The organism is Bathymodiolus japonicus methanotrophic gill symbiont, from assembly GCF_019721995.1.
Taxonomy (GTDB): Bacteria; Pseudomonadota; Gammaproteobacteria; order Methylococcales; family Methylomonadaceae; genus Methyloprofundus.
In genome coordinates this window covers 19203-41637 of the sequence record NZ_BLYC01000012.1, presented here as the reverse complement: position 1 = coordinate 41637, position 22435 = coordinate 19203, and the positions used below count along the sequence as shown (strand labels likewise).

The 22435-nt window shown below is 43.2% G+C and carries 31 protein-coding genes and 4 pseudogenes; 21 read left to right on the top strand and 14 right to left on the bottom strand.

Annotated elements, in window-relative coordinates:
* Window positions 1–119 precede the first annotated feature (119 nt).
* Window positions 120–326: a hypothetical protein gene (locus K6984_RS15945; protein WP_221896421.1), complete on the top strand. Its 207-nt coding sequence runs from the start codon at window positions 120–122 to the stop codon at window positions 324–326.
* A 127-nt stretch (window positions 327–453) separates the two neighbouring features.
* Window positions 454–1604: pseudogene (locus tag K6984_RS36300) on the top strand (IS1634 family transposase); the annotation flags it as partial.
* Here the strand turns inward: K6984_RS36300 and K6984_RS15930 are convergent.
* Window positions 1580–1816 (bottom strand): hypothetical protein, encoded by a 237-nt coding sequence (locus tag K6984_RS15930; protein ID WP_221896419.1) that lies wholly within the window; start codon window positions 1814–1816, stop codon window positions 1580–1582. The pseudogene K6984_RS36300 and the gene K6984_RS15930 sit on opposite strands and share 25 nt — an antisense overlap.
* A gap of 425 nt (window positions 1817–2241) precedes the next feature.
* Window positions 2242–2370 (bottom strand): hypothetical protein, encoded by a 129-nt coding sequence (locus K6984_RS33865; RefSeq protein ID WP_263458596.1) that lies wholly within the window; start codon window positions 2368–2370, stop codon window positions 2242–2244.
* 21 nt (window positions 2371–2391) lie between these two features.
* Here K6984_RS33865 and K6984_RS15925 point away from each other — a divergent pair, with 21 nt between their 5' ends.
* On the top strand, window positions 2392–2958 hold the full coding sequence (locus K6984_RS15925) for a hypothetical protein (protein ID WP_221896418.1): 567 nt from the start codon (window positions 2392–2394) through the stop codon (window positions 2956–2958).
* 91 nt (window positions 2959–3049) lie between these two features.
* On the opposite strand, the gene K6984_RS15920 is transcribed toward K6984_RS15925, so the two are convergent.
* Window positions 3050–3196 (bottom strand): hypothetical protein, encoded by a 147-nt coding sequence (locus tag K6984_RS15920; RefSeq protein ID WP_221896417.1) that lies wholly within the window; start codon window positions 3194–3196, stop codon window positions 3050–3052.
* A 299-nt stretch (window positions 3197–3495) separates the two neighbouring features.
* Here K6984_RS15920 and K6984_RS15915 point away from each other — a divergent pair, with 299 nt between their 5' ends.
* From K6984_RS15915 to K6984_RS15900, 4 genes are read left to right on the top strand one after another with little or no spacing between them, the layout of a single operon-like run.
* The gene (locus tag K6984_RS15915; RefSeq protein WP_221896416.1) at window positions 3496–4749 is read left to right on the top strand and encodes a paraquat-inducible protein A; all 1254 of its coding nucleotides are present in this window, start codon (window positions 3496–3498) and stop codon (window positions 4747–4749) included.
* Window positions 4742–6310: a PqiB family protein gene (locus K6984_RS15910; RefSeq protein ID WP_221896415.1), complete on the top strand. Its 1569-nt coding sequence runs from the start codon at window positions 4742–4744 to the stop codon at window positions 6308–6310. The genes K6984_RS15915 and K6984_RS15910 overlap by 8 nt, the downstream gene beginning before the upstream one ends.
* A gap of 2 nt (window positions 6311–6312) precedes the next feature.
* Window positions 6313–6921 carry a PqiC family protein gene (locus K6984_RS15905; protein ID WP_221896414.1) on the top strand — a complete coding sequence of 203 codons (609 nt, stop codon included), beginning with the start codon at window positions 6313–6315 and terminating at the stop codon, window positions 6919–6921.
* 44 nt (window positions 6922–6965) lie between these two features.
* On the top strand, window positions 6966–7481 hold the full coding sequence (locus tag K6984_RS15900; protein ID WP_221896413.1) for a hypothetical protein: 516 nt from the start codon (window positions 6966–6968) through the stop codon (window positions 7479–7481).
* A gap of 40 nt (window positions 7482–7521) precedes the next feature.
* Here the strand turns inward: K6984_RS15900 and K6984_RS15895 are convergent, their stop codons facing one another.
* On the bottom strand, window positions 7522–8820 hold the full coding sequence (locus K6984_RS15895; RefSeq protein WP_221893851.1) for a transposase: 1299 nt from the start codon (window positions 8818–8820) through the stop codon (window positions 7522–7524).
* Window positions 8821–9680: 860 nt separating this feature from the next.
* Between K6984_RS15895 and K6984_RS15890 the strand changes: the two genes are divergently transcribed.
* The gene (locus K6984_RS15890) at window positions 9681–9863 is read left to right on the top strand and encodes a hypothetical protein (protein WP_221896412.1); all 183 of its coding nucleotides are present in this window, start codon (window positions 9681–9683) and stop codon (window positions 9861–9863) included.
* Here the strand turns inward: K6984_RS15890 and K6984_RS15885 are convergent.
* Window positions 9835–10068 (bottom strand): hypothetical protein, encoded by a 234-nt coding sequence (locus K6984_RS15885; RefSeq protein ID WP_221896411.1) that lies wholly within the window; start codon window positions 10066–10068, stop codon window positions 9835–9837. The genes K6984_RS15890 and K6984_RS15885 overlap by 29 nt on opposite strands.
* On the opposite strand from K6984_RS15885, the gene K6984_RS15880 reads away from it, so the two are divergent.
* Together K6984_RS15880 and K6984_RS15875 are read left to right on the top strand one after the other, a co-directional pair.
* A complete protein-coding gene (locus K6984_RS15880; protein ID WP_221896410.1) occupies window positions 10025–10207 on the top strand; it encodes a hypothetical protein in 183 nt (60 codons plus the stop codon). The genes K6984_RS15885 and K6984_RS15880 overlap by 44 nt on opposite strands.
* Window positions 10126–10671 carry a hypothetical protein gene (locus K6984_RS15875; RefSeq protein ID WP_221896409.1) on the top strand — a complete coding sequence of 182 codons (546 nt, stop codon included), beginning with the start codon at window positions 10126–10128 and terminating at the stop codon, window positions 10669–10671. The genes K6984_RS15880 and K6984_RS15875 overlap by 82 nt, the downstream gene beginning before the upstream one ends.
* Here K6984_RS15875 and K6984_RS33860 read toward each other — a convergent pair.
* Together K6984_RS33860 and K6984_RS33855 are read right to left on the bottom strand one after the other, a co-directional pair.
* The gene (locus tag K6984_RS33860; RefSeq protein ID WP_263458618.1) at window positions 10639–10764 is read right to left on the bottom strand and encodes a hypothetical protein; all 126 of its coding nucleotides are present in this window, start codon (window positions 10762–10764) and stop codon (window positions 10639–10641) included. The two genes, K6984_RS15875 and K6984_RS33860, sit on opposite strands and share 33 nt — an antisense overlap.
* A 27-nt stretch (window positions 10765–10791) precedes the next feature.
* A complete protein-coding gene (locus K6984_RS33855) occupies window positions 10792–10920 on the bottom strand; it encodes a hypothetical protein (protein WP_263458596.1) in 129 nt (42 codons plus the stop codon).
* Between the two features lie 13 nt (window positions 10921–10933).
* Between K6984_RS33855 and K6984_RS15870 the strand changes: the two are divergent.
* The 3 genes and pseudogenes from K6984_RS15870 to K6984_RS15860 form a co-directional block, all read left to right on the top strand.
* Window positions 10934–11113: pseudogene (locus K6984_RS15870) on the top strand (hypothetical protein); the annotation flags it as partial.
* A 71-nt stretch (window positions 11114–11184) separates the two neighbouring features.
* A complete protein-coding gene (locus K6984_RS15865; RefSeq protein WP_221896407.1) occupies window positions 11185–11367 on the top strand; it encodes a hypothetical protein in 183 nt (60 codons plus the stop codon).
* A 166-nt stretch (window positions 11368–11533) separates the two neighbouring features.
* Window positions 11534–11959, top strand: a complete 426-nt coding sequence (locus tag K6984_RS15860) for a hypothetical protein (RefSeq protein ID WP_476693193.1) — start codon at window positions 11534–11536, stop codon at window positions 11957–11959.
* A gap of 144 nt (window positions 11960–12103) precedes the next feature.
* On the opposite strand, the gene K6984_RS15855 is transcribed toward K6984_RS15860, so the two are convergent.
* From K6984_RS15855 to nadB, 4 genes and pseudogenes are all read right to left on the bottom strand, one after another.
* A complete protein-coding gene (locus K6984_RS15855) occupies window positions 12104–13006 on the bottom strand; it encodes an NAD(P)-dependent methylenetetrahydromethanopterin dehydrogenase (RefSeq protein ID WP_221896406.1) in 903 nt (300 codons plus the stop codon).
* Window positions 13007–13064: 58 nt separating this feature from the next.
* Window positions 13065–13977 (bottom strand): annotated as a pseudogene (locus K6984_RS15850) (NAD(P)-dependent methylenetetrahydromethanopterin dehydrogenase).
* Window positions 13978–14304: 327 nt separating this feature from the next.
* The gene (locus K6984_RS15845; RefSeq protein ID WP_221894617.1) at window positions 14305–14502 is read right to left on the bottom strand and encodes a hypothetical protein; all 198 of its coding nucleotides are present in this window, start codon (window positions 14500–14502) and stop codon (window positions 14305–14307) included.
* A gap of 162 nt (window positions 14503–14664) precedes the next feature.
* On the bottom strand, window positions 14665–16272 hold the full coding sequence (gene nadB, locus K6984_RS15840) for an L-aspartate oxidase (RefSeq protein WP_221896405.1): 1608 nt from the start codon (window positions 16270–16272) through the stop codon (window positions 14665–14667).
* A 683-nt stretch (window positions 16273–16955) separates the two neighbouring features.
* Here nadB and K6984_RS15835 point away from each other — a divergent pair.
* From K6984_RS15835 to K6984_RS15815, 5 genes are all read left to right on the top strand, one after another.
* Window positions 16956–17357, top strand: coding sequence for a hypothetical protein (locus K6984_RS15835; protein ID WP_221896404.1), 402 nt, complete (start codon window positions 16956–16958; stop codon window positions 17355–17357).
* Window positions 17358–17669: 312 nt separating this feature from the next.
* Window positions 17670–18554, top strand: coding sequence for a hypothetical protein (locus K6984_RS15830; RefSeq protein ID WP_221896403.1), 885 nt, complete (start codon window positions 17670–17672; stop codon window positions 18552–18554).
* A gap of 58 nt (window positions 18555–18612) precedes the next feature.
* A complete protein-coding gene (locus tag K6984_RS15825; protein ID WP_221896402.1) occupies window positions 18613–20019 on the top strand; it encodes a transposase in 1407 nt (468 codons plus the stop codon).
* A 20-nt stretch (window positions 20020–20039) separates the two neighbouring features.
* Complete coding sequence (locus tag K6984_RS15820; RefSeq protein ID WP_221896401.1) at window positions 20040–20240, top strand: hypothetical protein; 201 nt, start codon at window positions 20040–20042, stop codon at window positions 20238–20240.
* Between the two features lie 165 nt (window positions 20241–20405).
* Entirely contained in the window at window positions 20406–20618 is a 213-nt protein-coding gene (locus tag K6984_RS15815; protein WP_221896400.1) for a hypothetical protein, read from the top strand.
* Here K6984_RS15815 and K6984_RS15810 read toward each other — a convergent pair.
* Window positions 20537–20776, bottom strand: coding sequence for a hypothetical protein (locus K6984_RS15810; protein ID WP_221896399.1), 240 nt, complete (start codon window positions 20774–20776; stop codon window positions 20537–20539). The genes K6984_RS15815 and K6984_RS15810 overlap by 82 nt on opposite strands.
* Between K6984_RS15810 and K6984_RS15805 the strand changes: the two genes are divergently transcribed.
* Together K6984_RS15805 and K6984_RS15800 are read left to right on the top strand one after the other, a co-directional pair.
* Window positions 20733–21050, top strand: coding sequence for a hypothetical protein (locus tag K6984_RS15805; protein ID WP_221896398.1), 318 nt, complete (start codon window positions 20733–20735; stop codon window positions 21048–21050). The genes K6984_RS15810 and K6984_RS15805 overlap by 44 nt on opposite strands.
* A gap of 71 nt (window positions 21051–21121) precedes the next feature.
* The gene (locus K6984_RS15800) at window positions 21122–21361 is read left to right on the top strand and encodes a hypothetical protein (RefSeq protein ID WP_221896397.1); all 240 of its coding nucleotides are present in this window, start codon (window positions 21122–21124) and stop codon (window positions 21359–21361) included.
* A 77-nt stretch (window positions 21362–21438) separates the two neighbouring features.
* Here the strand turns inward: K6984_RS15800 and K6984_RS15795 are convergent, their stop codons facing one another.
* On the bottom strand, window positions 21439–21663 hold the full coding sequence (locus tag K6984_RS15795; protein WP_221896396.1) for a hypothetical protein: 225 nt from the start codon (window positions 21661–21663) through the stop codon (window positions 21439–21441).
* 73 nt (window positions 21664–21736) lie between these two features.
* Between K6984_RS15795 and K6984_RS15790 the strand changes: the two are divergent.
* Window positions 21737–21931, top strand: a pseudogene (locus K6984_RS15790) (phosphate acyltransferase); the annotation flags it as partial.
* Window positions 21932–22291: 360 nt separating this feature from the next.
* On the opposite strand, the gene K6984_RS33850 reads toward K6984_RS15790, so the two are convergent.
* Window positions 22292–22420, bottom strand: a complete 129-nt coding sequence (locus tag K6984_RS33850) for a hypothetical protein (RefSeq protein ID WP_263458596.1) — start codon at window positions 22418–22420, stop codon at window positions 22292–22294.
* Window positions 22421–22435: the final 15 nt, after the last annotated feature.

Here is a 22435-nt window from a genome sequence, read left to right as displayed (position 1 = left end):
TATTGGAAGACCAAGCTTTAGTTTCCTTGAAATTACTTTTACTGGATGTTCAAGTTTTTGATATTGAGAAGGTAAAATCAGGTATTCTGAGGTTGTTGTAATTTTATCGGTGTAAGCCCATGTTAATGAATGCCCCAGCCACCTTTATCCAAAGCTATATTGACGATTTAAATGATGCGCTCAATCAGCTAAAACCCGGAGCCGCTTTGACACGGATTCAAGCCGCTTGGTTGGGCACTTGTTTAACGGGCATACTGCTAATGAACTCTGTTTGCTGGGCTAACCTATCTTCGTCACTTTTATCTCTTCAAGTCATTGATTTATAATTCGCATTAAAAATTCATCGTAAAAATCCCTTTAGAATCAATGGTGTTTTTTTTGAGGGTCTCTGTAGTGCCATCTTAACTTGCTCTGCCCCTTGATTTTCCCTGGTTTTTCACCGATGCTAGTGGTATGTATATTCGAAGAACCAAAACAAAAAGCCTTGAAGACGGCTCAGCTTATTTCACTTACCGCATTGTAGAATCTGTGCGTATAGGAAAACAAGTCAAGCAACGTACATTGCTCAATATAGGTGCGGACTTTACGATTGATAAAAAGTACTGGCCCTTGCTGACGGCCAGAATCGAACAATTACAGCAAGGTTTGGAACCACATCAGGAAGAGCTATTCAATTTAGCCGATGATTTAAATCAACTTCTGGAAGCAACAGCCCAGCGCTATAGCTCACTGATGACTGCAAAACTGTCACAACCGCTAGATTCAAAAACAACAACGCGAGATTTTCATCATGTCGATATTAATCATGTCGAAGCCATTAATGCCCGTAGTATTGGTGTTGAAACCCTGGCACTGCATGCCCCGCACAGCAGTTACAGCTAGACGAGAAACTCATGGCGCTGGGCTTTAATAAAGTAGATACGGCGACGGCCCAGGGCACTATCATAGGACGTATGGTTTCACCCAGCAGTGAACTGCAAACACATGACTGGTTGCAAAATCGAACAGGCCTGGGCGAATTACTGGGTCATGACTACGGTAACACCAGCCTGACGCGATTATATACAGTCAGTGACAAGCTACTCAAACATCAGGCAACTCTTGAATATTTTCTGGCTGACCGAGAGCAGACGTTGTTCAATTTAAACCGCAAGATTGTATTGTACGATCTGACCAATACTTATTTTGAAGGCCAGTGCGCCCGAAACCCGAAAGCGAAATTCGGTCGCTCTAAAGAGAAACGCACTGATTGCCCGTTGGTTACTCTGGGGCTGGTTCTGGATGGTGACGGCTTTCCATTGAGTAGTCAGGTTTTTCCCGGCAACGCCAGTGAGCCCGCGACCTTGAAACTGATGCTTGACGAACTGCGAGACAAGGATCCCTTTCATCAAATAAAGCCGGTGGTTATCATGGATGCCGGCATTGCCAGCGCTGACAATATTGCCTGGTTAATCGAACAAGATTATCATTATCTCGTTGTCAGTCGAGAACAACATGTAAAAAACCCAAGAGATCAGAAAACTCCGGTAGCGGTCAGGGATACCCGGGACAGCAATGTTGTTGTTTATCGTGAAGTTGATCAAGAAACCGGGGAAACCCGACTCTCGCTGAAAATCATGGAAACGGAGCTTAGCGAAGTGGTGATTTTTAGCCCCTGATAGGCGACAGGGCAATTCGCTGATTCGACGTGTGCTAGCAGCACGCGAGAGGAGCAAGAATTGCATTCCGAATAGCCGTCCAGCCAGTGAGGTAGTAATGACGAAGCGGCTTTTGTGCGTAGTCGTTGCGGACGCAGGGCGTTCAGGGCATCTCCCATCCGCTGCGTAGGTGAACGAATTATGGCGACAGGAGCCCCAGAATTTCGTGAGGTAGCATGGCGCGCCTGATTGTCATTCAGAACAAAAAGCAAAAAAAGAACAAGGTATCCGTAATCGCTTCCATGCTCGTCTGGAAGAGGCCCTGGAAAAACTGCACACAGGTCTGAGCAAAAAAGGACCCTTAAAAAATACGACAAAATACTGGAACGTATCGGACGACTACGTGAAAAACATAGCCGTGTTGCTGTAGATTACACCATTAACGTTATCGCGGACGCTGAAAATCAGGGAAACGGAGCCTAAGCGAAGTGATGATTTTTAGTCCGCGATAGCCGTAGGGCCGTTATTTTGTCGGAGTCTGAGCGTTAGCGAAGGTGGAGACAAAATAAAAGGCCATCCGACACGGCGTCAAGTCATTTGGAGCCTATGTTCCGACCCCTTGTTGGGTCGGGACGAGGTGACGAGGACGAATCGGGGCCGCCGGAGGCATAAGTGGTCGCGTTAAGTTTTTGCTGCTTGCTTGGGCTGGGATGCCCAAAACAAGCTTTCGCAAAAATAGCGACTCCCCGCTACAGTGCCTGTCGGTTTTTTCTTTTATATGCCGGATCCAGCCTTAAAGCAGTGGGATAAAGAAGATAAACGGTTGAAAAAGAGCGGTATAGCAAAAAAAGATCGGCCTATTAAGCCTGAACGTGACAGTGCCTACCCGACCAAAACAGAGATTGCATTAGGCTTATTAAAAGAGTTTAAAGTTGCGCATAGCCTTATTAAAATTAAAGGCGTACTGGCTGATGCGCTTTATGGTGAAAAAGCCTTTATGGACGAAGCCGCTAAAGAATCTGGAGGCTCGCAGGTGATTAGCCAATTACGTAAAAACCAAAATATTGAATATAGAGGTAGAATAAGGTCAGTCGAGAGCTACTTTAATTCGATTAACAAAGGCATTGATCAGATAATACGTGTACGTGGCGGCAAAGAGATTAAGCGGGGAGTCGCTATTTTTGCGAAAGCTTGTTTTGGGCATCCCAGCCCAAGCAAGCGGCAAAAACTTAACGCGACCACTAATGCCTCCGGCGGCCCCGATTCGTCCTCGTCACCTCGTCCCGACCCAACAAGGGGTCGGAACATAGGCTCCAAATGACTTGACGCCGTGTCGGATGGCCTTTTATTTTGTCTCCACCTTCGCTAACGCTCAGACTCCGACAAAACAACGGCCCTACGGCTATCGCGGACTAAAAATCTTCACTCGCTGTCAGCCCCGGACGGGCTGATAGTCTCCAGAAGGCGCAGGGAAATTTGCCAATCCGAAGTGCGCGATAGCGCGCGAGGGAGGCTAAAATTTTATCCCGAATAGCCGTAGAGCCATTTGTGGTAGCCATGACTGAGCTGCTTTGTGCTCAGTCTGTGGCGGACGCAGGGCGGCTGGAGCATCTCCTATTCGCTGCGTAGGTGAACGAATTACGGCGACAGGAGTCCCGGAATTTCGTGAGGTAGCATGGCGCGCCTGAATATGGTATGGCGCGAAATGGCAGAGAAAATAGTAATGATTTAACTATAATAAATAATAAATGTGTTGCATACTAAAGAACGTGCACGGAATGGCTATATCCCTTATTTTCTATTCTATGCAAATTAAATATTGCTAAAATAATAGTTCATTAAATATGCGTAGTTCTTTATGACTCAATATGTCCCCATCACTGTTTGTCACGACTGTGGATTATTACAGCAGATAAGTGATATGCCTGAGGATGGCGCGGTTAAATGTTGCCAATGTGATGCGACTTTACGTAAGTGTCAGCGTATAGCACCTGCTAAAAGTATTGAGCATACTCTGGCACTGGTTATAACCGCTCTGGTTTTATTGGTGATCTCCAATGTTTACCCTATTATCCAGGTAGATGCAGAAGGCCACGAGATGGCAGCCACATTATTTGGTTGTGTGAAATACCTGTTTAATAATGAGATGGAATTTCTTGCCGGGCTGGTGTTTTTAACCACTATTGGCGCACCTGTTATACAATTGGCAGGTTTATTGTATATTCTTTTGCCGGTTCATTTTAATCGAATCCCTCCTTTTGCACCGCAAATGTACCGTTTAGTGCGTATTGTTACCTCATGGAGTATGCTAGAGGTGTTAATGCTGGGTATTCTGGTTTCAGTGGTTAAATTATCTGCATTAGCCACTGTGGTGCCAAGCATTGCATTATGGACTTTCGCTTTGCTAATGATTTTTATCGCTGCTATTTTGAATGACCTGGACACCGAGATGCTTTGGGGACAGATTAGCCCCAAAGTTCAAGGAGTAGAGCTACAAAAATTTAAGTCGGGAGTACAATTAATTAATTGGCATAACTGTCATTTATTATGCACAGTTACTGCCGGGCATGAATCCAGCTGCCCCCGTTGTGATGCTCCAATACATCTACGCAAACCAGATAGTTTTAATCGTTGCACAGCACTAGTTATAGCCGCTTTTGTTATGTATATTCCGGCTAATTTATTACCGGTTATGGAGGTTACCAGTTTAGGAAAAACTGAGGGTGATACGATTATTAGTGGCGTTATTTATCTGGCAACATCTGGAGACCTGCCGTTAGCGATCATCCTGTTTATCGCAAGTATCTGTGTGCCCACTATTAAATTAGCCATCCTGTCATTTCTATTGATTTCAGTACACTTTAAATCACAATGGCGCCCTAAGGAACGAACTCACCTGTATCGACTTACCGAATTTATTGGACGCTGGTCGATGGTGGATATTTTTGTCGATACATTAATGGCTGCTTTAATTCAAATTTCGGGGCTGATGGTGATAGAAGTCGGTGCGGGAGCGGTTGCCTTTGGCGCCGTAGTGGTATTAACTATGTTAGCCGCAATGGCGTTTGACCCCCGATTAATCTGGGATAATATGGAGAAAGTAAATGAGTGAGCCGAGTCAGGGTGAAATGATGAATCACTTGCCTGAGAGCAATATTCAGGCACGGTCAAAAATCTCTATCGTCTGGATAGTACCTGTGGTGGCTATTTTAATTGGTGCCTGGATAGGCTTCAAAGCCTGGTCTGAAATGGGGCCAAAGATTAGCATTACTTTCAAGACAGCGGATGGCTTGCAGGCTGGAAAAACTAAAATAAAATATAAGAATGTCGAGATCGGTGTAGTACAGAGCATTCATATCAATCATAAGACAGACGATGTGATTGTCAAAGCCGAAATGGTTAATGATGTCAAATCCTTTCTTACCGATAAAACACGATTCTGGGTTGTTCGAGCGCGTATTAATGCTAGCGGTGTATCAGGTCTGGATACTCTTCTGTCCGGTGCTTATGTCGGTATAGACTTAAGTGCAGATGGCAAGCAAACAAGAAAATTTAAAGGCCTGGAAATTCCACCCGTGATTACGGGGAAAATCCCCGGCAAACATTTTGTATTGCATACCAAAGATCTGGGTTCTATTGAAAGAGATGTGCCTATTTTTTATCGAAAATTTAGTGTCGGTAGTGTCGAAGATGTCAAACTTAATGATGATGGTGAGTCAGTTACGGTCAAAATTTTTATCAAGGCACCCTTTGATCAATGGGTAAATCACACGACTAAATTCTGGAATGCCAGTGGTGTTGATTTTTCATTAACTTCTGATGGTCTTGATGTAGATACTGAATCTCTAGTCTCGTTACTCATTGGTGGAATAGCATTTGAAACAAGCGACTTGAGTAGCGATATTACGCAATCAAAAAGTAACAGCAAGTTTATATTGCATGCAAGTCATGCAGATGCGTTAAAAAAATATTACACACTTGGATTTCATTATATACTTAATTTTTCTGAGTCTGTACGAGGTCTATCAGTAGGTGCGCCCGTTGATTTCAGAGGCCTGCAAGTTGGTGAGGTGACTGAGATTGCACTCTCGTATGATGTTGAGCTGAATGAAATTACTGTTCCGGTAACCATAATGATTGATTATGGTAGGCTTGCAATGAAAGGAAACACAAAAGATTCACAGCAGATTTTTGAAACGCATAAAGGCCGTACTGAGTATTTTGTCAAGCAGGGTCTAAGGGCGCAATTGCAAACGGGAAGTCTATTGACGGGGCAGTTGTATGTTTCTATGGATTTATTTCCTGATGCTAAACCAGCAACAATAGACTGGAGTTTAGAACCCCCCGAATTTCCTACAGAACCAGGAACCATGGCGGAGCTTAAACTTCATTTAAGTAGCATTTTGGAAAAAGTGGATGCTATGATGACCCAGGTTAAAGAGTTGAGCTATAAGCTGAATCATAATCTGGAGCCTGAATTATCTGGCACTTTGAAGCGCGCTGAAAGTACCCTGGTCACTATTCAGGATACCTTGAAAAATGATTCACCACTGCAACAGGATTTGCAAATCGCATTACGCGAATTTACTAAAGCGGCTCGCTCGATTAGAACCCTGACTGATTATCTGGAAAGACATCCGGAATCATTAATACAAGGAAAAAAAGGAGACTAAAGATGCATAACAATACTAATTTATCTGTAGCGCTTATTTCATTAACTTTGTTTTTCGCAGGCTGCGGAAGCTCTCCTATTGCCAAGCTGTATATTCTGGATGCAACGGATAGTCATAATTCGATACCAGCAGTGACTATGGAAGGTCACAGTGTTGTTGTCAAGGTTGGTCCTGTCTCGATTGCGGATACCTTGAATCAATCACAGATTGTTACGCGCACTGGGCCAAATATGTTGGTTGCGGATGAATTTAACCGCTGGAGTGGTGACTTGCAGAGTAATATTACAAGTGTGATTGGTGAAAACATTTCCACATTACTTCCTACGGATCAGGTTATTTTAAGTCAGGAAATAGCCTTGTTACCGATTGATTTTCAGGTGCTGGTTAATATCCGGGAATTTGATGGTCCATTGGGAGGTGTTGTCACCTTAAATGCTGACTGGACGGTTGCGGCTAAAAGTAAAGATAAAACCGTCGTTAGCAAAAAATCAGTGCTACAGGAAAATACTGATGGCACAGACTATCAGGCTTATGTTGCTGCGCAAAGCAGCTTATTGGAAAAGTTGAGTCAGGAAATTACTGCAGAGATTAGAAAGCAGCTGATTAAATAAGACAGTGTAGGGCGTGGCTTTACTATAAATATTAAGGAGACAAGATGAGTATTTTAGCCAGTAAAATGTCAACAATAGACAAGGTGATTTATATAAGCCTAGTTTTGCTTGCCCTTTTAGGCATGGCAATCACCAATTTTTCCCCAGCTGATGCACATATATACTGGTTATTCATGACTCTGGTTTTTGCAATAGGAGCGATTGTGACCGGATGGCATAAAGCAGATGATAAAAAGGCAAAAGCACGGTTGGTAACTGCGCAATTAATTCACTGGGGTAGCACGCTGATTGCTGTAATGGTGGTGTATGCTTTTTTGCATTCAGGTCAGATCCAGAATGAAACAGTGTCACTTATCATTATGTTGATTCTGTCATTATCAACCTTTTTAGACGGCATTCATGTCGGCTGGCACTTCTACATGCTTGGCGTTCTATTGGCCATTTCTACAGTGATTATTACTTATTTAGATGAGTATATCTGGATCATCGCCATTATCGCTTTGGTTTTTATTGGTTTATCTTTTCTCTGGAATAAGTATATAGGCCGCAATAAAAAATAAAACGTTCTAGCTTTCGCGTGCTGAATATAAGGACTCCGCATCAGTGTTCCCCTATCAATTGATGCCGTGAGACTAACCTCGCCACAAGAGAGCTCATAAAGCACTGTAAAGACATTCCTGTTATTATTGCGTTTTGAACTGCCCGAATGGTATACGAGCTGATACGAGATATTCTTGCCTGGAAAAATAATGGATTCACAAAACGATCTCGTTTTTGAGCCTGTTGCTGCCTTATCTCCAGAGCCTCGCTATATTTTTTATCCGATGGATGAATCAATTCTGGCTGTTGTGTTTTTGAACTCTCTTCAAACACGCGCATTAAATTATAGCTCATTGCAGTCAGGCGCATTTGATTTTCAAGTGAGCGGGTATTGGAAGACCAAGCTTTAGTTTCCTTGAAATTACTTTTAGTGTTATTGAATGTCTTTTCAATCGTCCATCGCTTGAAATACAGCATGGCAATGGTTCCAGGGTTAATAGTCATTGGCAAGGTTGTCACAAACCGGTGAAGTTTTCCGGTTTCTGGATCACGGTAATCCACCACGTTAAATTTGATGCCCTTGTTTTCGTACACACTGTATGCTTCAACCCCTGTATTGATCTCATGGCGGGAGTCAAAAGGGATAGACTCAACCAGAGTCGCAATTGAATTTTCTTTTAGCATTGAAATCATGTAATTAGCATGTCGTTTCTGCCGATCCCACCAGACAAAGTCGGTGACGGCTTTATCGTAGACATAGAGATGTTTCTGAGAGCTGTTATTTCCCTTGTTTTGCTTTTCAATATGATCTCGTAACACAGGTATTTCTTGATGCCTCTGAGTTCCGTTTGTCACCAGACAAAGAAATCTGAGCAACCCACTTCTGAGATTCAACGCGTAAATCCCCCCAGCCGCATAAACTTTCCCCTTGCTGTTTTTTTCAGTATGGCAGGCATGATCAATAAAATGTCCATCCGCTGCTTCTATGGTGTATTCGTCAAGTTCCGGGAATGCTTTAAGATAATCAATGCCTTGCGACAGCAGTGTTTCAGCGTGAAGATGATAGCTCTGCTGTTCAAATGCCTCAAGCATACTTGTTCGTCTATGCGACTTCAGTGATTTAAAATACGTTGAGTGGGGAAGCAGCTGGCCATAAATCTGTTCATTGGTTTGGAGGAAATGGCGACCACTATCGACTACACTGATACAGCGTAATAACCCAAGGCGAATAAAGTCGATATCCTTCAACTCTGGGCATGAACGAGCCCACAAAGGATGACGCTCTGCTAACAGGGAACGTTCCATACTTTCATTGCAGTGTTGGTGAATATGTTCAGAGAGTGGTAGGTCTTTAAGCATGGGTGATATCCGTTTATGAGGTGATTAAAACGGAAATTTTTAGAAAAATTTTTTCGGCAATTGCAAGCTTTATTTGAAATTATTTGTTGTTTTTTTACGGTGCCTACAGAGTGTCTATTTGCTGTTATAAGTGATTAAAATCAAAAAGATGGAAATATTCGAGTGGTGCTACCTTCAGGTAGGTTATAGGCTGCTTTGTTTAGGTACTTCTTCTTTCAATGGGAACACTGATGCTGGAATAAGTATATAGGCCGCAATAAAAAATAAAACGTTCTAGCTTTCGCGTGCTGAATATAAGGACTCCGCTGTTGCATAACTGAAGTTTCCCAATAATTATTTATGGTAAAATTGAAACTATGCTACAACTATATGAAAAAAACAGTCTTTTCATTCGTTTCAAATGCTATTGCCTAAGGGGAATTAAGTAGGGGTTTGCTATAAACATCATCAGTGTTCCCATTGAAAGAAGAAGTACCTAAACAAAGCAGCCTATAACCTACCTGAATGGTAAATACTCAGCGTGTTTTTTAACTTTAAAATCAAATGGATATATTTTAATTTAACCTGACTTTAGTCATTTTCACCTTTAAAAAGGGGTGAAAATTGGACTAAAATCCAGAGAGATACATTAATTATTATTTTAAATCAATCTGTTATGAGTTTAAATTACGCTGAGTAGTTACCCTGAATGTAGCACCACTCGAAATTTCCATCTTTTTGATTTTAATCACTTATAACAGCAAATAGACACTCTGTAGGCACCGTAAAAAAACAACAAATAATTTCAAATAAAGCTTGCAATTGCCGAAGAAATTTTCTAAAAATTTCCGTTTTAATCACCTCATAAACGGATATCACCCATGCTTAAAGACCTACCACTCTCTGAACATATTCACCAACACTGCAATGAAAGTATGGAACGTGCCCTGTTAGCAGAGCGTCATCCTTTGTGGGCTCGTTCATGCCCAGAGTTGAAGGATATCGACTTTATTCGCCTTGGGTTATTACGCTGTATCAGTGTAGTCGATAGTGGCCGCCGCTGAAAATCATGGAAACGTAGCTTAGCGAAGTGGTGATTTTTAGTCCCTGATAGGCGACAGGGCAATTCGCTGATTCGACGTGTGCTAGCAGCACGCGAGAGGAGCAAGAATTGCATTCCGAATAGCCGTCCAGCCAGTGAGGTAGTAATGACGAAGCGGCTTTTGTGCGTAGTCGTTGCGGACGCAGGGCGTTCAGGGCATCTCCCATCCGCTGCGTAGGTGAACGAATTATGGCGACAGGAGTCCCGGAATTTCGTGAGGTAGCATGGCGCGCCTGCATTTCCTCCAAACCAATGAACAGATTTATGGCCAGCTGCTTCCCCACTCAACGTATTTTAAATCACTGAAGTCGCATAGACGAACAAGTATGCTTGAGGCATTTGAACAGCAGAGCTATCATCTTCACTCTGAAACACTGCTATCGCAAGGCATTGATTATATTAAAGCATTCCCGGAACTTGACGAATACACCATAGAAGCAGCGGATGGACATTTTATTGATCATACCTGCCATACTGAAAAAAACAGCAAGGGGAAAGTTTATGCGGCCGGGGGGATTTACGCGTTGAATCTCAGAAGTGGGTTGCTCAGATTTCTTTGTCTAGTGACAAACGGAACTCAGAGGCATCAAGAAATACCTGTGTTACGAGATCATATTGAAAAGCAAAACAAGGGAAATAACAGCTCTCAGAAACATCTCTATGTCTACGATAAAGCCGTCACCGACTTTGTCTGGTGGGATCGGCAGAAACGACATGCTAATTACATGATTTCAATGCTAACGCTGAAAATCCTGGAAACGGAGCTTTAGCGAAGTGAAGATTTTTAGTCCGCGATAGCCGTAGGGCCGTTGTTTTGTCGGAGTCTGAGCGTTAGCGAAGGTGGAGACAAAATAAAAGGCCATCCGACACGGCGTCAAGTCATTTGGAGCCTATGTTCCGACCCCTTGTTGGGTCGGGACGAGGTGACGAGGACGAATCGGGGCCGCCGGAGGCATAAGTGGTCGCGTTAAGTTTTTGCTGCTTGCTTGGGCTGGGATGCCCAAAACAAGCTTTCGCAAAAATAGCGACTCCCCGAGCATGACCATTACTTTACCCACGGATAACGATACAATCATTCACCTGCGAACCACAAGCAAAGCAGAAACCAGACAAAAACAAATATACACTGCGTTGAATATTAACCCCGACCCGATTGGAAAAGTTAAAACGATCGTTGATATGAAACCTGTAGTGCCAACTGGGGCCGATTGAAAATTTGACTCATTGAAATAATGGGAAATTGACTGTATATGTCACGAAGATAGGTTAAAGGTACTCTGTCCTTGATTACAGATGCTCATGAAATTGCCGAAGGCAGTTTCGTACAACTAATATTAGAGAGCAAAGCTAAAGCGAACTATAAAGGTAATAGTACGATTGGTCGGGCAAGGATGAGCAGTGATTTATTTTTGTCATATATTAATGGTAAGCCAGAAATGACGGGAAAAATAAACGCCACAATTTAAGGGTACAGATTTTTTCGGCCAGAAAAAATCTGTACAGACCCGGAAAGGTAAATTTAGCCTTGTTAGTAAATTAACAGGGAAAGGTGGGAGAATACATGAAATTGCTGCAAACATAAATGGAGAAGTCAGTTTTGCACTAGAAAATGAAACGATAAGCAGAAGTGAAATGGAGATAGTCTTTCTCAATCCAGTGGGCTGGTTTTTCAGTCAGGGTATTTCTGCTGATGAAATACAGATCTCATGCGGCCTGGCACAATATAAGATTAAGCAGGGCATTATCAACTCCAACGTTTTTTTTATAGACGGGCCTAAGCTGTTAATTCGGGGAAAAGAACAGATTAATTTAGCGAATGAAACGATTAATTCTATCTATCATTTGCAAAAAAAGAATATTCTTAGCAATGCTATTTTGCCTGTTTCATTTGATAGCGATGTTCCTATTAAAGTGACTGGCCATCTGGCTAATCCCACAGTAGAGCAGGCACCTCTGGATTCTATTGAAGCTAAAGCAAACCGCTATGTTTTTGCCCCGATTGCAACAGTCCCGCGAGAGATATTAGGAGCTGTATTAGATATTTTGGGGGATGGATAAAGAAACGCAGAGTCCGTGTAATAAATGCCTGCAGAATTAACTCTGTTGAGGCCTGTAGGGCGGACTTTAGTCCGCGATTATATCCGCAGGGTGGGCTTTGGGAGAAAGCGGACTGAAGTCCGCTCTACAGCAAAGCAAGTAGTGCTATGACTCTAAGATTTCCTTAGCTTTTTCAAAAGCTGCAATAAAGTCTAAATAAACTGGCTTATTACCTGATAGCATAGCGCTAAGCAGGGCATGCTGCACTTTGTATTTAATATTACCTACCGCTAAGGGGCCGACTGCAACCGCATTTTTTGTACCTCCCAATGGCGTACCAAAATCATTGACGTGTACCCCGGCAATACCCGCAGGTGGTACGGCATTAACATCACCGACTACTTTAAGTTGTTTGGCGTGGCCTAATACTTCGGTACTTAAAATCTGAATACCTGCTTTAGCTGTACAAAAAATCAAATCCACATCTTCGATAAGTTTTATTTTATCTTCATCAAAGGTCGCGACAGTGCCAGATAAATTACATTCAAAACGGCGGTTATACTCGTCAGCCAGGCTTTGAGCCTCATCCTCGGAGAAATGATCTACCAGAATAGTTTCTGCGCCAGCTAGGGAGGCAATAACACCGGTTGCAATGCCGACCGGGCCTGTGCCACCAAAAACCAGAGCTTTACAGTCTTTTAGCTGTTTATTAAATTTAGCATTGAGCTCTTTTTCCACACAGGCAACCAGCGCGGCAGCAGTGGTAAATGCGCCACTAGGATCAGCTAAAACCGAAACCTCAAAAGGTGGAACCATGGATTTTTTTGCACTATTGAGCATATCTATTGCCACACCTAAATCCCGGCCACCAATAAAAATACCAGTTTGCTTAACACCTTTAGGCCCACGCGAGAAAATAACATCCTGAGTCATTCGATGCATGCTTTCCGGTTTGACATTGGCATAAGGCATTAAAATGTCGAAATCGCAGTCTAATGCCATATTGACATCAAAAGGACTGTTATTAGGCAGCGGGTCAAACATGTGTAATATGCTTCTTTTAGCCATGAGGTTTCCTTAGGTAGTTAGTCGAGTTGATCGAATGAGTCGCACAAAATTAAGTGCATTATTTGGCTGCCTGGATAAACTCGCGAGCCGTTGCAAAAGCGTGTTCAAAATGTAAGAAAATAGGTTTTTCTACTTCGGTCATTTTCTTTAAAAGCATGCTTTGAACCTGATATTTTACATTGCCAATGGCTAATGCACCAACACCTATAGCTCCGCTGTTAGACCCCACAATGGCTGTACCATTATCAAAAGCATCTAATCCAACGACACCTGAGGGTGGCACTGCATTTACATCTGCGGCTACTTTTAATTGAGTTGCAGAGGTAACTAGTTCAGCACTTAATAATTCAATGCCTGCTGCGCCAGTGGCAAAAACGACATCAGCAGTTTTAATATACTCTGCTTTCTTGGTATCAACACCTGCCGCAATGCTAATTTTACCTGCGCCAAATTTCTGGTTACACATATCTGCAATACGCTGAGCCTTGTCTAATTGACGCCCGATAATTGTTACATTCGCGCCCGCTTGAGCCGCCAGAACTGAAACGATTTGGCCAACGGGTCCTGTGCCACCTAAAGCTAAAATTGTTTTATCTTCCAGAGTGGTATCAAATTCTGTATTTAATTTATCTTCAACAACAGCAACCATTGCTGCAGCCTTTGTAAATGCACCACTAGGGTCTGCAAATACGGAGACTTCAAAGGGAGTAAACATCGATTTTTGTGCGCTTGCCAGCATATCCATTGCTTGCTGTGTGTCGCGACCGCCTATAAAAATTCCGGTATTTTTTAAACCTTTTGGACTACGCGAAAAAATTGTATCCTGAACCAGGCTACAGACTACATCAGGCTCAACATTTATATAAGGTATCGCTGCCAGCCCGCCCGCCCGCATCAACAGTCATATTGACATCAAAAGGACTGAGGTTTTTTGCAGTAGTGAACATATGCAAGATAAATGGTTTGGTCATGGTTTCCTCTATAAATGCAACTTAATAAATATTAATCAACATACAAGTATAAAATAAAAATCATGTCAGCACATTGAAATTTTTAAATTCTAATAGGGTAAATTATATATGGGCTTTGATATGTACTTCTGTTTACAATTTCAGATTAGGCATTGTGCCAGTTACTAGCCATTGGGAACATTCTTAACCAAGCTCTTGTTCTGCATATTGTTGATATAATAATGACTCGTCTTTTTGCAGGATATCACGCCAGCGGTCATTAGTGCCTTTATGGATAAAAGTCTGTGGTAACTACTCAGCGTACGCTTAAAATCAGGGAAACGGAGCCTAAGCGGAGTGATGATTTTTAGTCTCTGGTAGGCGACAGGGCAATTCGCTGATCCGAAGTGCGCTAGTAGCGCGCGAGGGAGGCAAGAATTGCATTCCGAATAGCCGTCCAGCCATTTGAGGTAGACTTAACTGAGCAGGGTTTTGTGCGTAGTTGAGTAGTTGAGACGGACGCAGGGCGACCAGGGCATCTCCCATTCGCTGCGTAGGCGAATGAATGTTGGTGACAGGAGTCCCAGAATGTTGTGAGGTAGCATGGCGCGCCTGAGTTTCGGTTGAGTAATAATTTGCTCAACCTGTGCATATGCCTTTCCTCAGTTGTCTCTATTCTCTTTAATACAAAAAAACAAATTATAAGCTTTAGTCAACTGGCGGCGTTAATATGGTATTTTTTGGATTCTGGGTGGTATCTAGTTCAGGGTAATCCTGAGTATAGTGCAAGCCACGGCTTTCTTTACGTGCCAGGGCACTTTGGATAATCAAGTCAGCAACAATTACCAGGTTGCGTAGTTCTAATAAATCGTTGCTGATACGGTAATGATGATAGTAATCGGCTATTTCATTTTTCAATAATTCCAGACGGTGAGCTGCTCTGTGCAGGCGTTTGTTGCTACGCACTATGCCGACATAATCCCACATAAAACGGCGCAACTCGTCCCAGTTGTGTGCAATCATGACTTCTTCATCCGAGTCTATCACTTGTGATTCATCCCAGTCTGGAATGACGGGCATAGATTCATCAAGTTTATGTCTCAGAATGTCTTCTCTGGCACGCTCGGCAAACACCAGGCATTCTAATAATGAATTACTCGCCATACGATTCGCACCGTGAAGTCCTGTATGTGCGACCTCTCCCAGGGCGTAAAGACCGGCGATATCGGTTTTTGCATAGCTGTCGGTCATTACACCACCACAGGTATAGTGGGCGGCAGGCACGACTGGAATTGGGCTTTTGGTAATATCAATATTAAGTTTAAGACATTGTTGATAAATCGATGGAAAGTGACTTTTAATAAACACGGCAGGTTTATGGCTAATATCCAGATACACGCAATCTATTCCGTGTTTCTTGATTTGATGATCGATGGCACGGGCAACAATATCCCGCGGTGCGAGTTCGGCTCTAGCGTCATAGTGCTGCATAAACGTTGAACCATTGGGTAATATCAATTTACCGCCTTCACCGCGCACTGCTTCGCTGATTAAAAATGAATTGTTATCCGGGTGATACAGGCATGTCGGGTGGAACTGCATAAATTCCATATTGGCAATACGACAGCCCGCACGCCAGGCCAGGGCAATGCCGTCACCGGTGGATATATGCGGGTTTGTGGTATACAGGTAGACTTTGTTCGCACCACCAGTGGCAAGTGCAACGGTGCTTGCTGTAAAGGTTTTTACCTGTTTACTATGTGTATCTAAAACATAGGCACCTAAGATGCGTTGCTGCTTAAAGCCCAGCTTATGCGCGGTAATTAAATCAATGGCGTTGTGATGTTCTAGTAATACGATATTAGGGTGTCGCCTAGCTTTATCTATCAGTGATAACGAGAGCGCTTTCCCGGTTGCGTCATCATGATGCACGATACGCCGTTCTGAATGCCCGCCTTCCTGGTTTAGGTGTAATTCAGCATCGCCTTTTTTATTTTGTCTTTCGGTAAAAGACATACCTTGATGACGCAAAAAGTCGATACTTTTTTTGCCATACTCGACTGTCAGCCTGACTATCTCGGGGTCACATAAACCAGCGCCGGAAATGATGGTATCTTGTATATGCGATTCAATTGATGTCGGCTGAGAGTCCAGTACTGCAGAGATACCACCTTGGGCATAATAGGTGCTGCCTTCTGTCAGTGCAAATTTGGATAACACTGCAACCTGGTACCGGTCTGCCAGTTTAAGTGCCAGGCTTAGGCCTGCTCCTCCACTTCCTATAATGAGTACATCGTAGCTTTGCTTCTTAGGCATGACTTACGGCTCGATACTGAGAAATAGAACGAATATGGGCTATCATTAAGCTAAAACTCGCAGTTGAGTACGCAGATTTATTCACAAAATCATGAAGCGGGGTATACTCACCCAGCAGGTGGTAAGTGTTTATGATCATTTTATTAAATATTCAGTTGCTTAGTAAGCTGAAGTTTCCCAATTATTGAGTAGCTGAAATACACCATGCTGGTGTATCGAGGTTTATTTTAGGTGGTTTTGCCATGTTTATAGCAAACCCCTACTTAATTCCCCTTAGGCAATAGCATTTGAACCGAATGAAAAGACTATTTTTTTCATATAGTTGTAGCATAGTTTCAATTTTACCATAAATAATTATTGGGAAACTTCAGCTTAGTAAGCTGCATGGCGATCAACTATGTTTTCTAGGGTTAAGGTGTATTCTTCAATTTCCGTAGGATTATTATACTTCACGTGACTAGGCATGCGTATGCCTAATTCAGACGTATTTTTTGTAGGTAGGGTGTTCAGAGCTGGGTGATCAGGAAGAATTTTTGAGGAGGATTTATTTTGCATATTAAACACTTGCTATTTTTGTGTGCTTTTGGTGTTAGTTTTTTTCATTTCAGAGTATTGTCTGTGCCGAGGTCACTACTGGGCAGGTGGTTTCGTTCGACATCTCACGTGATAGCTTGCAAGAGAAAATGGATAAGCTGGCAGCTAAGCCAGGAGTCGACCCAGAAAGTAAAGCCAGAGAGATGAACCTGTATCAACTGTCGGATGAAAATATCGCTGATCAGCAATGGTTTACGTTTCTAGCCGGTTACTATCAAGACATATTGAAGACTGCAGCAGAAACACTAAGAAATAAGCCAACTTCCACAATGATCCGGGAGTATGCAGAGTTATTTAATCCGGACCAGCACTATTCAGAACAACAACTAGCATTGCAGATCGTTAACTCAAAAGGAATGTTGCGCACGCTGAATGATAAATTAAGCAAGCTAGAAACTGAGTTAAATAAATTGAAGCTACGCCCCCAGCAGATAAGACAGGAAACACTCAGCGCTGAGAAGCGCTTAAAGCAGGCTAAAGTTGATATCTGAAGTTTCCCAATTATTGAGTAGCTGAAATACACAATGCTGGTGTATCGAGGTTTATTTTAGGTGGTTTTGCCATGTTTATCATCAGTGTTCCCATTGAAAGAAGAAGTACCTAAACAAAGCAGCCTATGACCTACCTGAAGGTAGCACCACTCGAATATTTCCATCTTTTTGATTTTAATCACTTATAACAGCAAATAGACACTCTGTAGGCACCGTAAAAAAACAACAAATAATTTCAAATAAAGCTTGCAATTGCCGAAAAAAATTTTCTAAAAATTTCCGTTTTAATCACCTCATAAACGGATATCACCCATGCTTAAAGACCTACCACTCTCTGAACATATTCACCAACACTGCAATGAAAGTATGGAACGTGCCCTGTTAGCAGAGCGTCATCCTTTGTGGGCTCGTTCATGCCCAGAGTTGAAGGATATCGACTTTATTCGCCTTGGGTTATTACGCTGTATCAGTGTAGTCGATAGTGGTCGTCATTTCCTCCAAACCAATGAACAGATTTATGGCCAGCTGCTTCCCCACTCAACGTATTTTGAATCACTGAAGTCGCATAGACGAACAAGTATGCTTGAGGCATTTGAACAGCAGAGCTATCATCTTCACGCTGAAACACTGCTATCGCAAGGCATTGATTATCTTAAAGCATTCCCAGAACTTGACGAATACACCATAGAAGCAGCGGATGGACATTTTATTGATCATGCCTGCCGTACTGAAAAAAACAGCAAGGGGAAAGTTTATGCGGCCGGGGAGATTTACGCGTTGAATCTCAGAAGTGGGTTGCTCAGATTTTTTTGTCTGGTGACAAACGGAACTCAGAGACATCTCTATGTCTACGATAAAGCCGTCACCGACTTTATCTGGTGGGATCGGCAGAAACGACATGCTAATTACATGATTTCAATGCTAAAAGAAAATTCAATTGCGACTCTGGTTGAGTCTATCCCTTTTGACTCCCAGCATGAGATCAATACAGGAGTTGAAGCATACAGTGTGTACGAAAACAAGGGCATCAAATTTAACGTGGTGGATTACCGTGATCCAGAAACCGGAAAACTTCACCGGTTTGTGACAACCTTGCCAATGACTATTAACCCTGGAACCATTGCCATGCTGTATTTCAAGCGATGGACGATTGAAAAGACATTCAATAACACTAAAACTCGATGTTCAAGTTTTTGATATTGAGAAGGTAAAATCAGGTATTCTGAGGTTGTTGTAATTTTATCGGTGTAAGCCCATGTTAATGAATGCCCCAGCCACCTTTATCCAAAGCTATATTGACGATTTAAATGATGCGCTCAATCAGCTAAAACCCGGAGCCGCTTTGACACGGATTCAAGCCGCTTGGTTGGGCACTTGTTTAACGGGCATACTGCTAATGAACTCTGTTTGCTGGGCTAAGTTTGAGCGAGCAAGCCTTGGAGACTGCAAAGTAGCCGCATTATCCTGGGTGTTTTGTAAAGCAAGTATACCCTGGGACTGGTTGCTACGGGTGAGTGTGGTCTTAATTTTAAAACGTTATGGCATTACTGAAGGTGTGTTGGCCTTTGATGAATCAGACCGAGCACGATCTAAGTCTACAAAACGTATTTATAAGGTTTACAAGCAGAAACACAAAGGCTCCGGCGGGTATGTTAATGGACAAACGATAGTATTATTGCTGCTAGTTACCTCATCCATTACAGTGCCTGTCGGTTTTTTCTTTTATATGCCGGATCCAGCCTTAAAGCAGTGGGATAAAGAAGATAAACGGTTGAAAAAGAGCGGTATAGCAAAAAAAGATCGGCCTATTAAGCCTGAACGTGACAGTGCCTACCCGACCAAAACAGAGATTGCATTAGGCTTATTAAAAGAGTTTAAAGTTGCGCATAGCCTGATTAAAATTAAAGGCGTACTGGCTGATGCGCTGTATGGTGAAAAAGCCTTTATGGACGAAGCCGCTAAAGAATCTGGAGGCTCGCAGGTGATTAGCCAATTACGTAAAAACCAAAATATTGAATATAGAGGTAGAATAAGGTCAGTCGAGAGCTACTTTAATTCGATTAACAAAGGCATTGATCAGATAATACGTGTACGTGGCGGCAAAGAGATTAAAGTGACTGTCAGCAGTGCACGATTGAAGGTGAGTTCTCACAGTAAAAAACGCTTTGTCATTGCCTTAAAATATGAGGGTGAAAACGACTATCGCTATTTAGTGGCGACAGACCTGACTTGGCGCACACAAGATATTATTCAAGCCTATACGTTGAGATGGCTGATTGAGGTTTTCTTTGAGGACTGGAAGCTTTATGAAGGATGGGGGCGTGAGGCCAAACAATTAGATGAAGAGGGATCAAGCCGTGGCCTGATTCTGAGTCTTTTGTTTGACCATTGCCTTCTCCTTCACCCAGAGCAAATAGCCCGCATTGAAAGCAAACTACCTGCGTATACCGTAGGAAGCTTACAGCGCAAGTCTCAAATGGATGTACTGCTTGAGTTCATCACGTCATTGCTAGAGTTTCCAGATCCTGGTGATAAGCTGAAAGAGTTAGGTGAATTAATAAAGGATGTGTTTCAACTGATGCCATCAGGAAAACATATGATTGGCAGAGATTTCAGGCGCGCCATGCTACCTCACGAAATTCCGGGACTCCTGTCGCCATAATTCGTTCACCTACGCAGCGGATGGGAGATGCCCTGAACGCCCTGCGTCCGCAACGACTACGCACAAAAGCCGCTTCGTCATTACTACCTCACTGGCTGGACGGCTATTCGGAATGCAATTCTTGCTCCTCTCGCGTGCTGCTAGCACACGTCGAATCAGCGAATTGCCCTGTCGCCTATCAGGGACTAAAAATCACCACTTCGCTAAGCTCCGTTCCATGATTTTCAGCGAGGGCGCTTAGAGCCAACACCATCATTAAAGTATTGTTCTGCTGGGTGAAGGTAAGAGTTTGATGGCAATGGGCTGGAAAAACTTGAACATCGAGTAAAAGTAATTTCAAGGAAACTAAAGCTTGGTCTTCCAATACCCGCTCACTTGAAAATCAAATGCGCCTGACTGCAATGAGCTATAATTTAATGCGCGTGTTTGAAGAGATTTCAAAAACACAACAGCCAGAATTGATTCATCCATCGGATAAAAAATATAGCGAGGCTCTGGAGATTAGGCAGCAACAGGCTCAAAAACGAGATCGTTTTGTGAATCCATCGCTGAAAATCATGGAAACGGAGCTTAGCGAAGTGGTGATTTTTAGCCCCTGATAGGCGACAGGGCAATTCGCTGATTCGACGTGTGCTAGCAGCACGCGAGAGGAGCAAGAATTGCATTCCGAATAGCCGTCCAGCCAGTGAGGTAGTAATGACGAAGCGGCTTTTGTGCGTAGTCGTTGCGGACGCAGGGCGTTCAGGGCATCTCCCATCCGCTGCGTAGGTGAACGAATTATGGCGACAGGAGTCCCAGAATTTCGTGAGGTAGCATGGCGCGCCTGTATTTTTCCAGGCAAGAATATCTCGTATCAGCTCGTATACCATTCGGGCAGTTCAAAACGCAATAATAACAGGAATGTCTTTACAGTGCTTTATGAGCTCTCTTGTGGCGAGGTTAGTTTCACGGCCTCAATCGCTGTCAGCCCCGGATGGGCTGATAGTCTCCAGAAGGCGCAGGGAAATTTTCCAATCCGAAGTGCGCGATAGCGCGCGAGGGAGGCTAAAATTTTATCCCGAATAGCCGTAGAGCCATTTGAGGTAGCCATGACTGAGCTGCTTTGTGCTCAGTCTGTGGCGGACGCAGGGCGGCTGGAGCATCTCCTATTCGCTGCGTAGGTGAACGAATTACGGCGACAGGAGTCCCGGAATTTCGTGAGGTAGCATGGCGCGCATGTGATAGGGTAACACTGATGAAATTTTTAGAAAATTTTTTTCGGCAATTGCAAGCTTTATTTGAAATTATTTGTTGTTCTTTTACGGTGCCTACAGAGTGTCTATTTGCTGTTATAAGTGATTAAAATCAAAAAGATGGAGATATTCGAGTGGTGCTACCTTCAGGTAGGTTATAGGCTGCTTTGTTTAGGTGCTTCTTCTTTCAATGGGAACACTGATGGAAGATCATGGAAACGGAGCTTAGCGAAGTGTTGATTTTTAGTCCCTGATAGGCGACAGGGCAATTTGCTGATTCGACGTGTGCTAGCAGCACGCGAGAGGAGCAAGAATTGCATTCCGAATAGCCGTCCAGCCAGTGAGGTAGTAATGACGAAGCGGCTTTTGTGCGTAGTCGTTGCGGACGCAGGGCGTTCAGGGCATCTCCCATCCGCTGCGTAGGTGAACGAATTATGGCGACAGGAGTCCCGGAATTTCGTGAGGTAGCATGGCGCGCCTGTGCGTATTTTAAGCTTCGTAAAGAGAAAGGTATAAATTATGATATGGCTTATGATATTATGACCGATGTTAGTTACTTTGGAACCATGATGGTGCATTTAAATCATGCCGATGGCATGGTTTCCGGAGCGGTTCATACCACACAGCATACGATACGCCCGGCCTTCCAGATTATTAAAACCAAGCCAGGTACTTCTATAGCTGAGGTTTCCCAATTATTGAGTAGCTGAAATACACAATGCTGGTGTATCGAGGTTTATTTTAGGTGGTTTTGCCATGTTTATAGCAAACCCCTACTTAATTCCCCTTAGGCAATAGCATTTGAAACGAATGAAAAGACTATTTTTTTCATATAGTTGTAGCATAGTTTCAATTTTACCATAAATAATTATTGGGAAACTTCAGTTCTATCGCTGAAAATCAGGGAAACGGAGCCTAAGCGAAGTGATGATTTTTAGTCCGCGATAGCCGTAGGGCCGTTATTTTGTCGGAGTCTGAGCGTTAGCGAAGGTGGAGACAAAATAAAAGGCCATCCGACACGGCGTCAAGTCATTTGGAGCCTATGTTCCGACCCCTTGTTGGGTCGGGACGAGGTGACGAGGACGAATCGGGGCCGCCGGAGGCATAAGTGGTCGCGTTAAGTTTTTGCTGCTTGCTTGGGCTGGGATGCCCAAAACAAGCTTTCGCAAAAATAGCGACTCCCC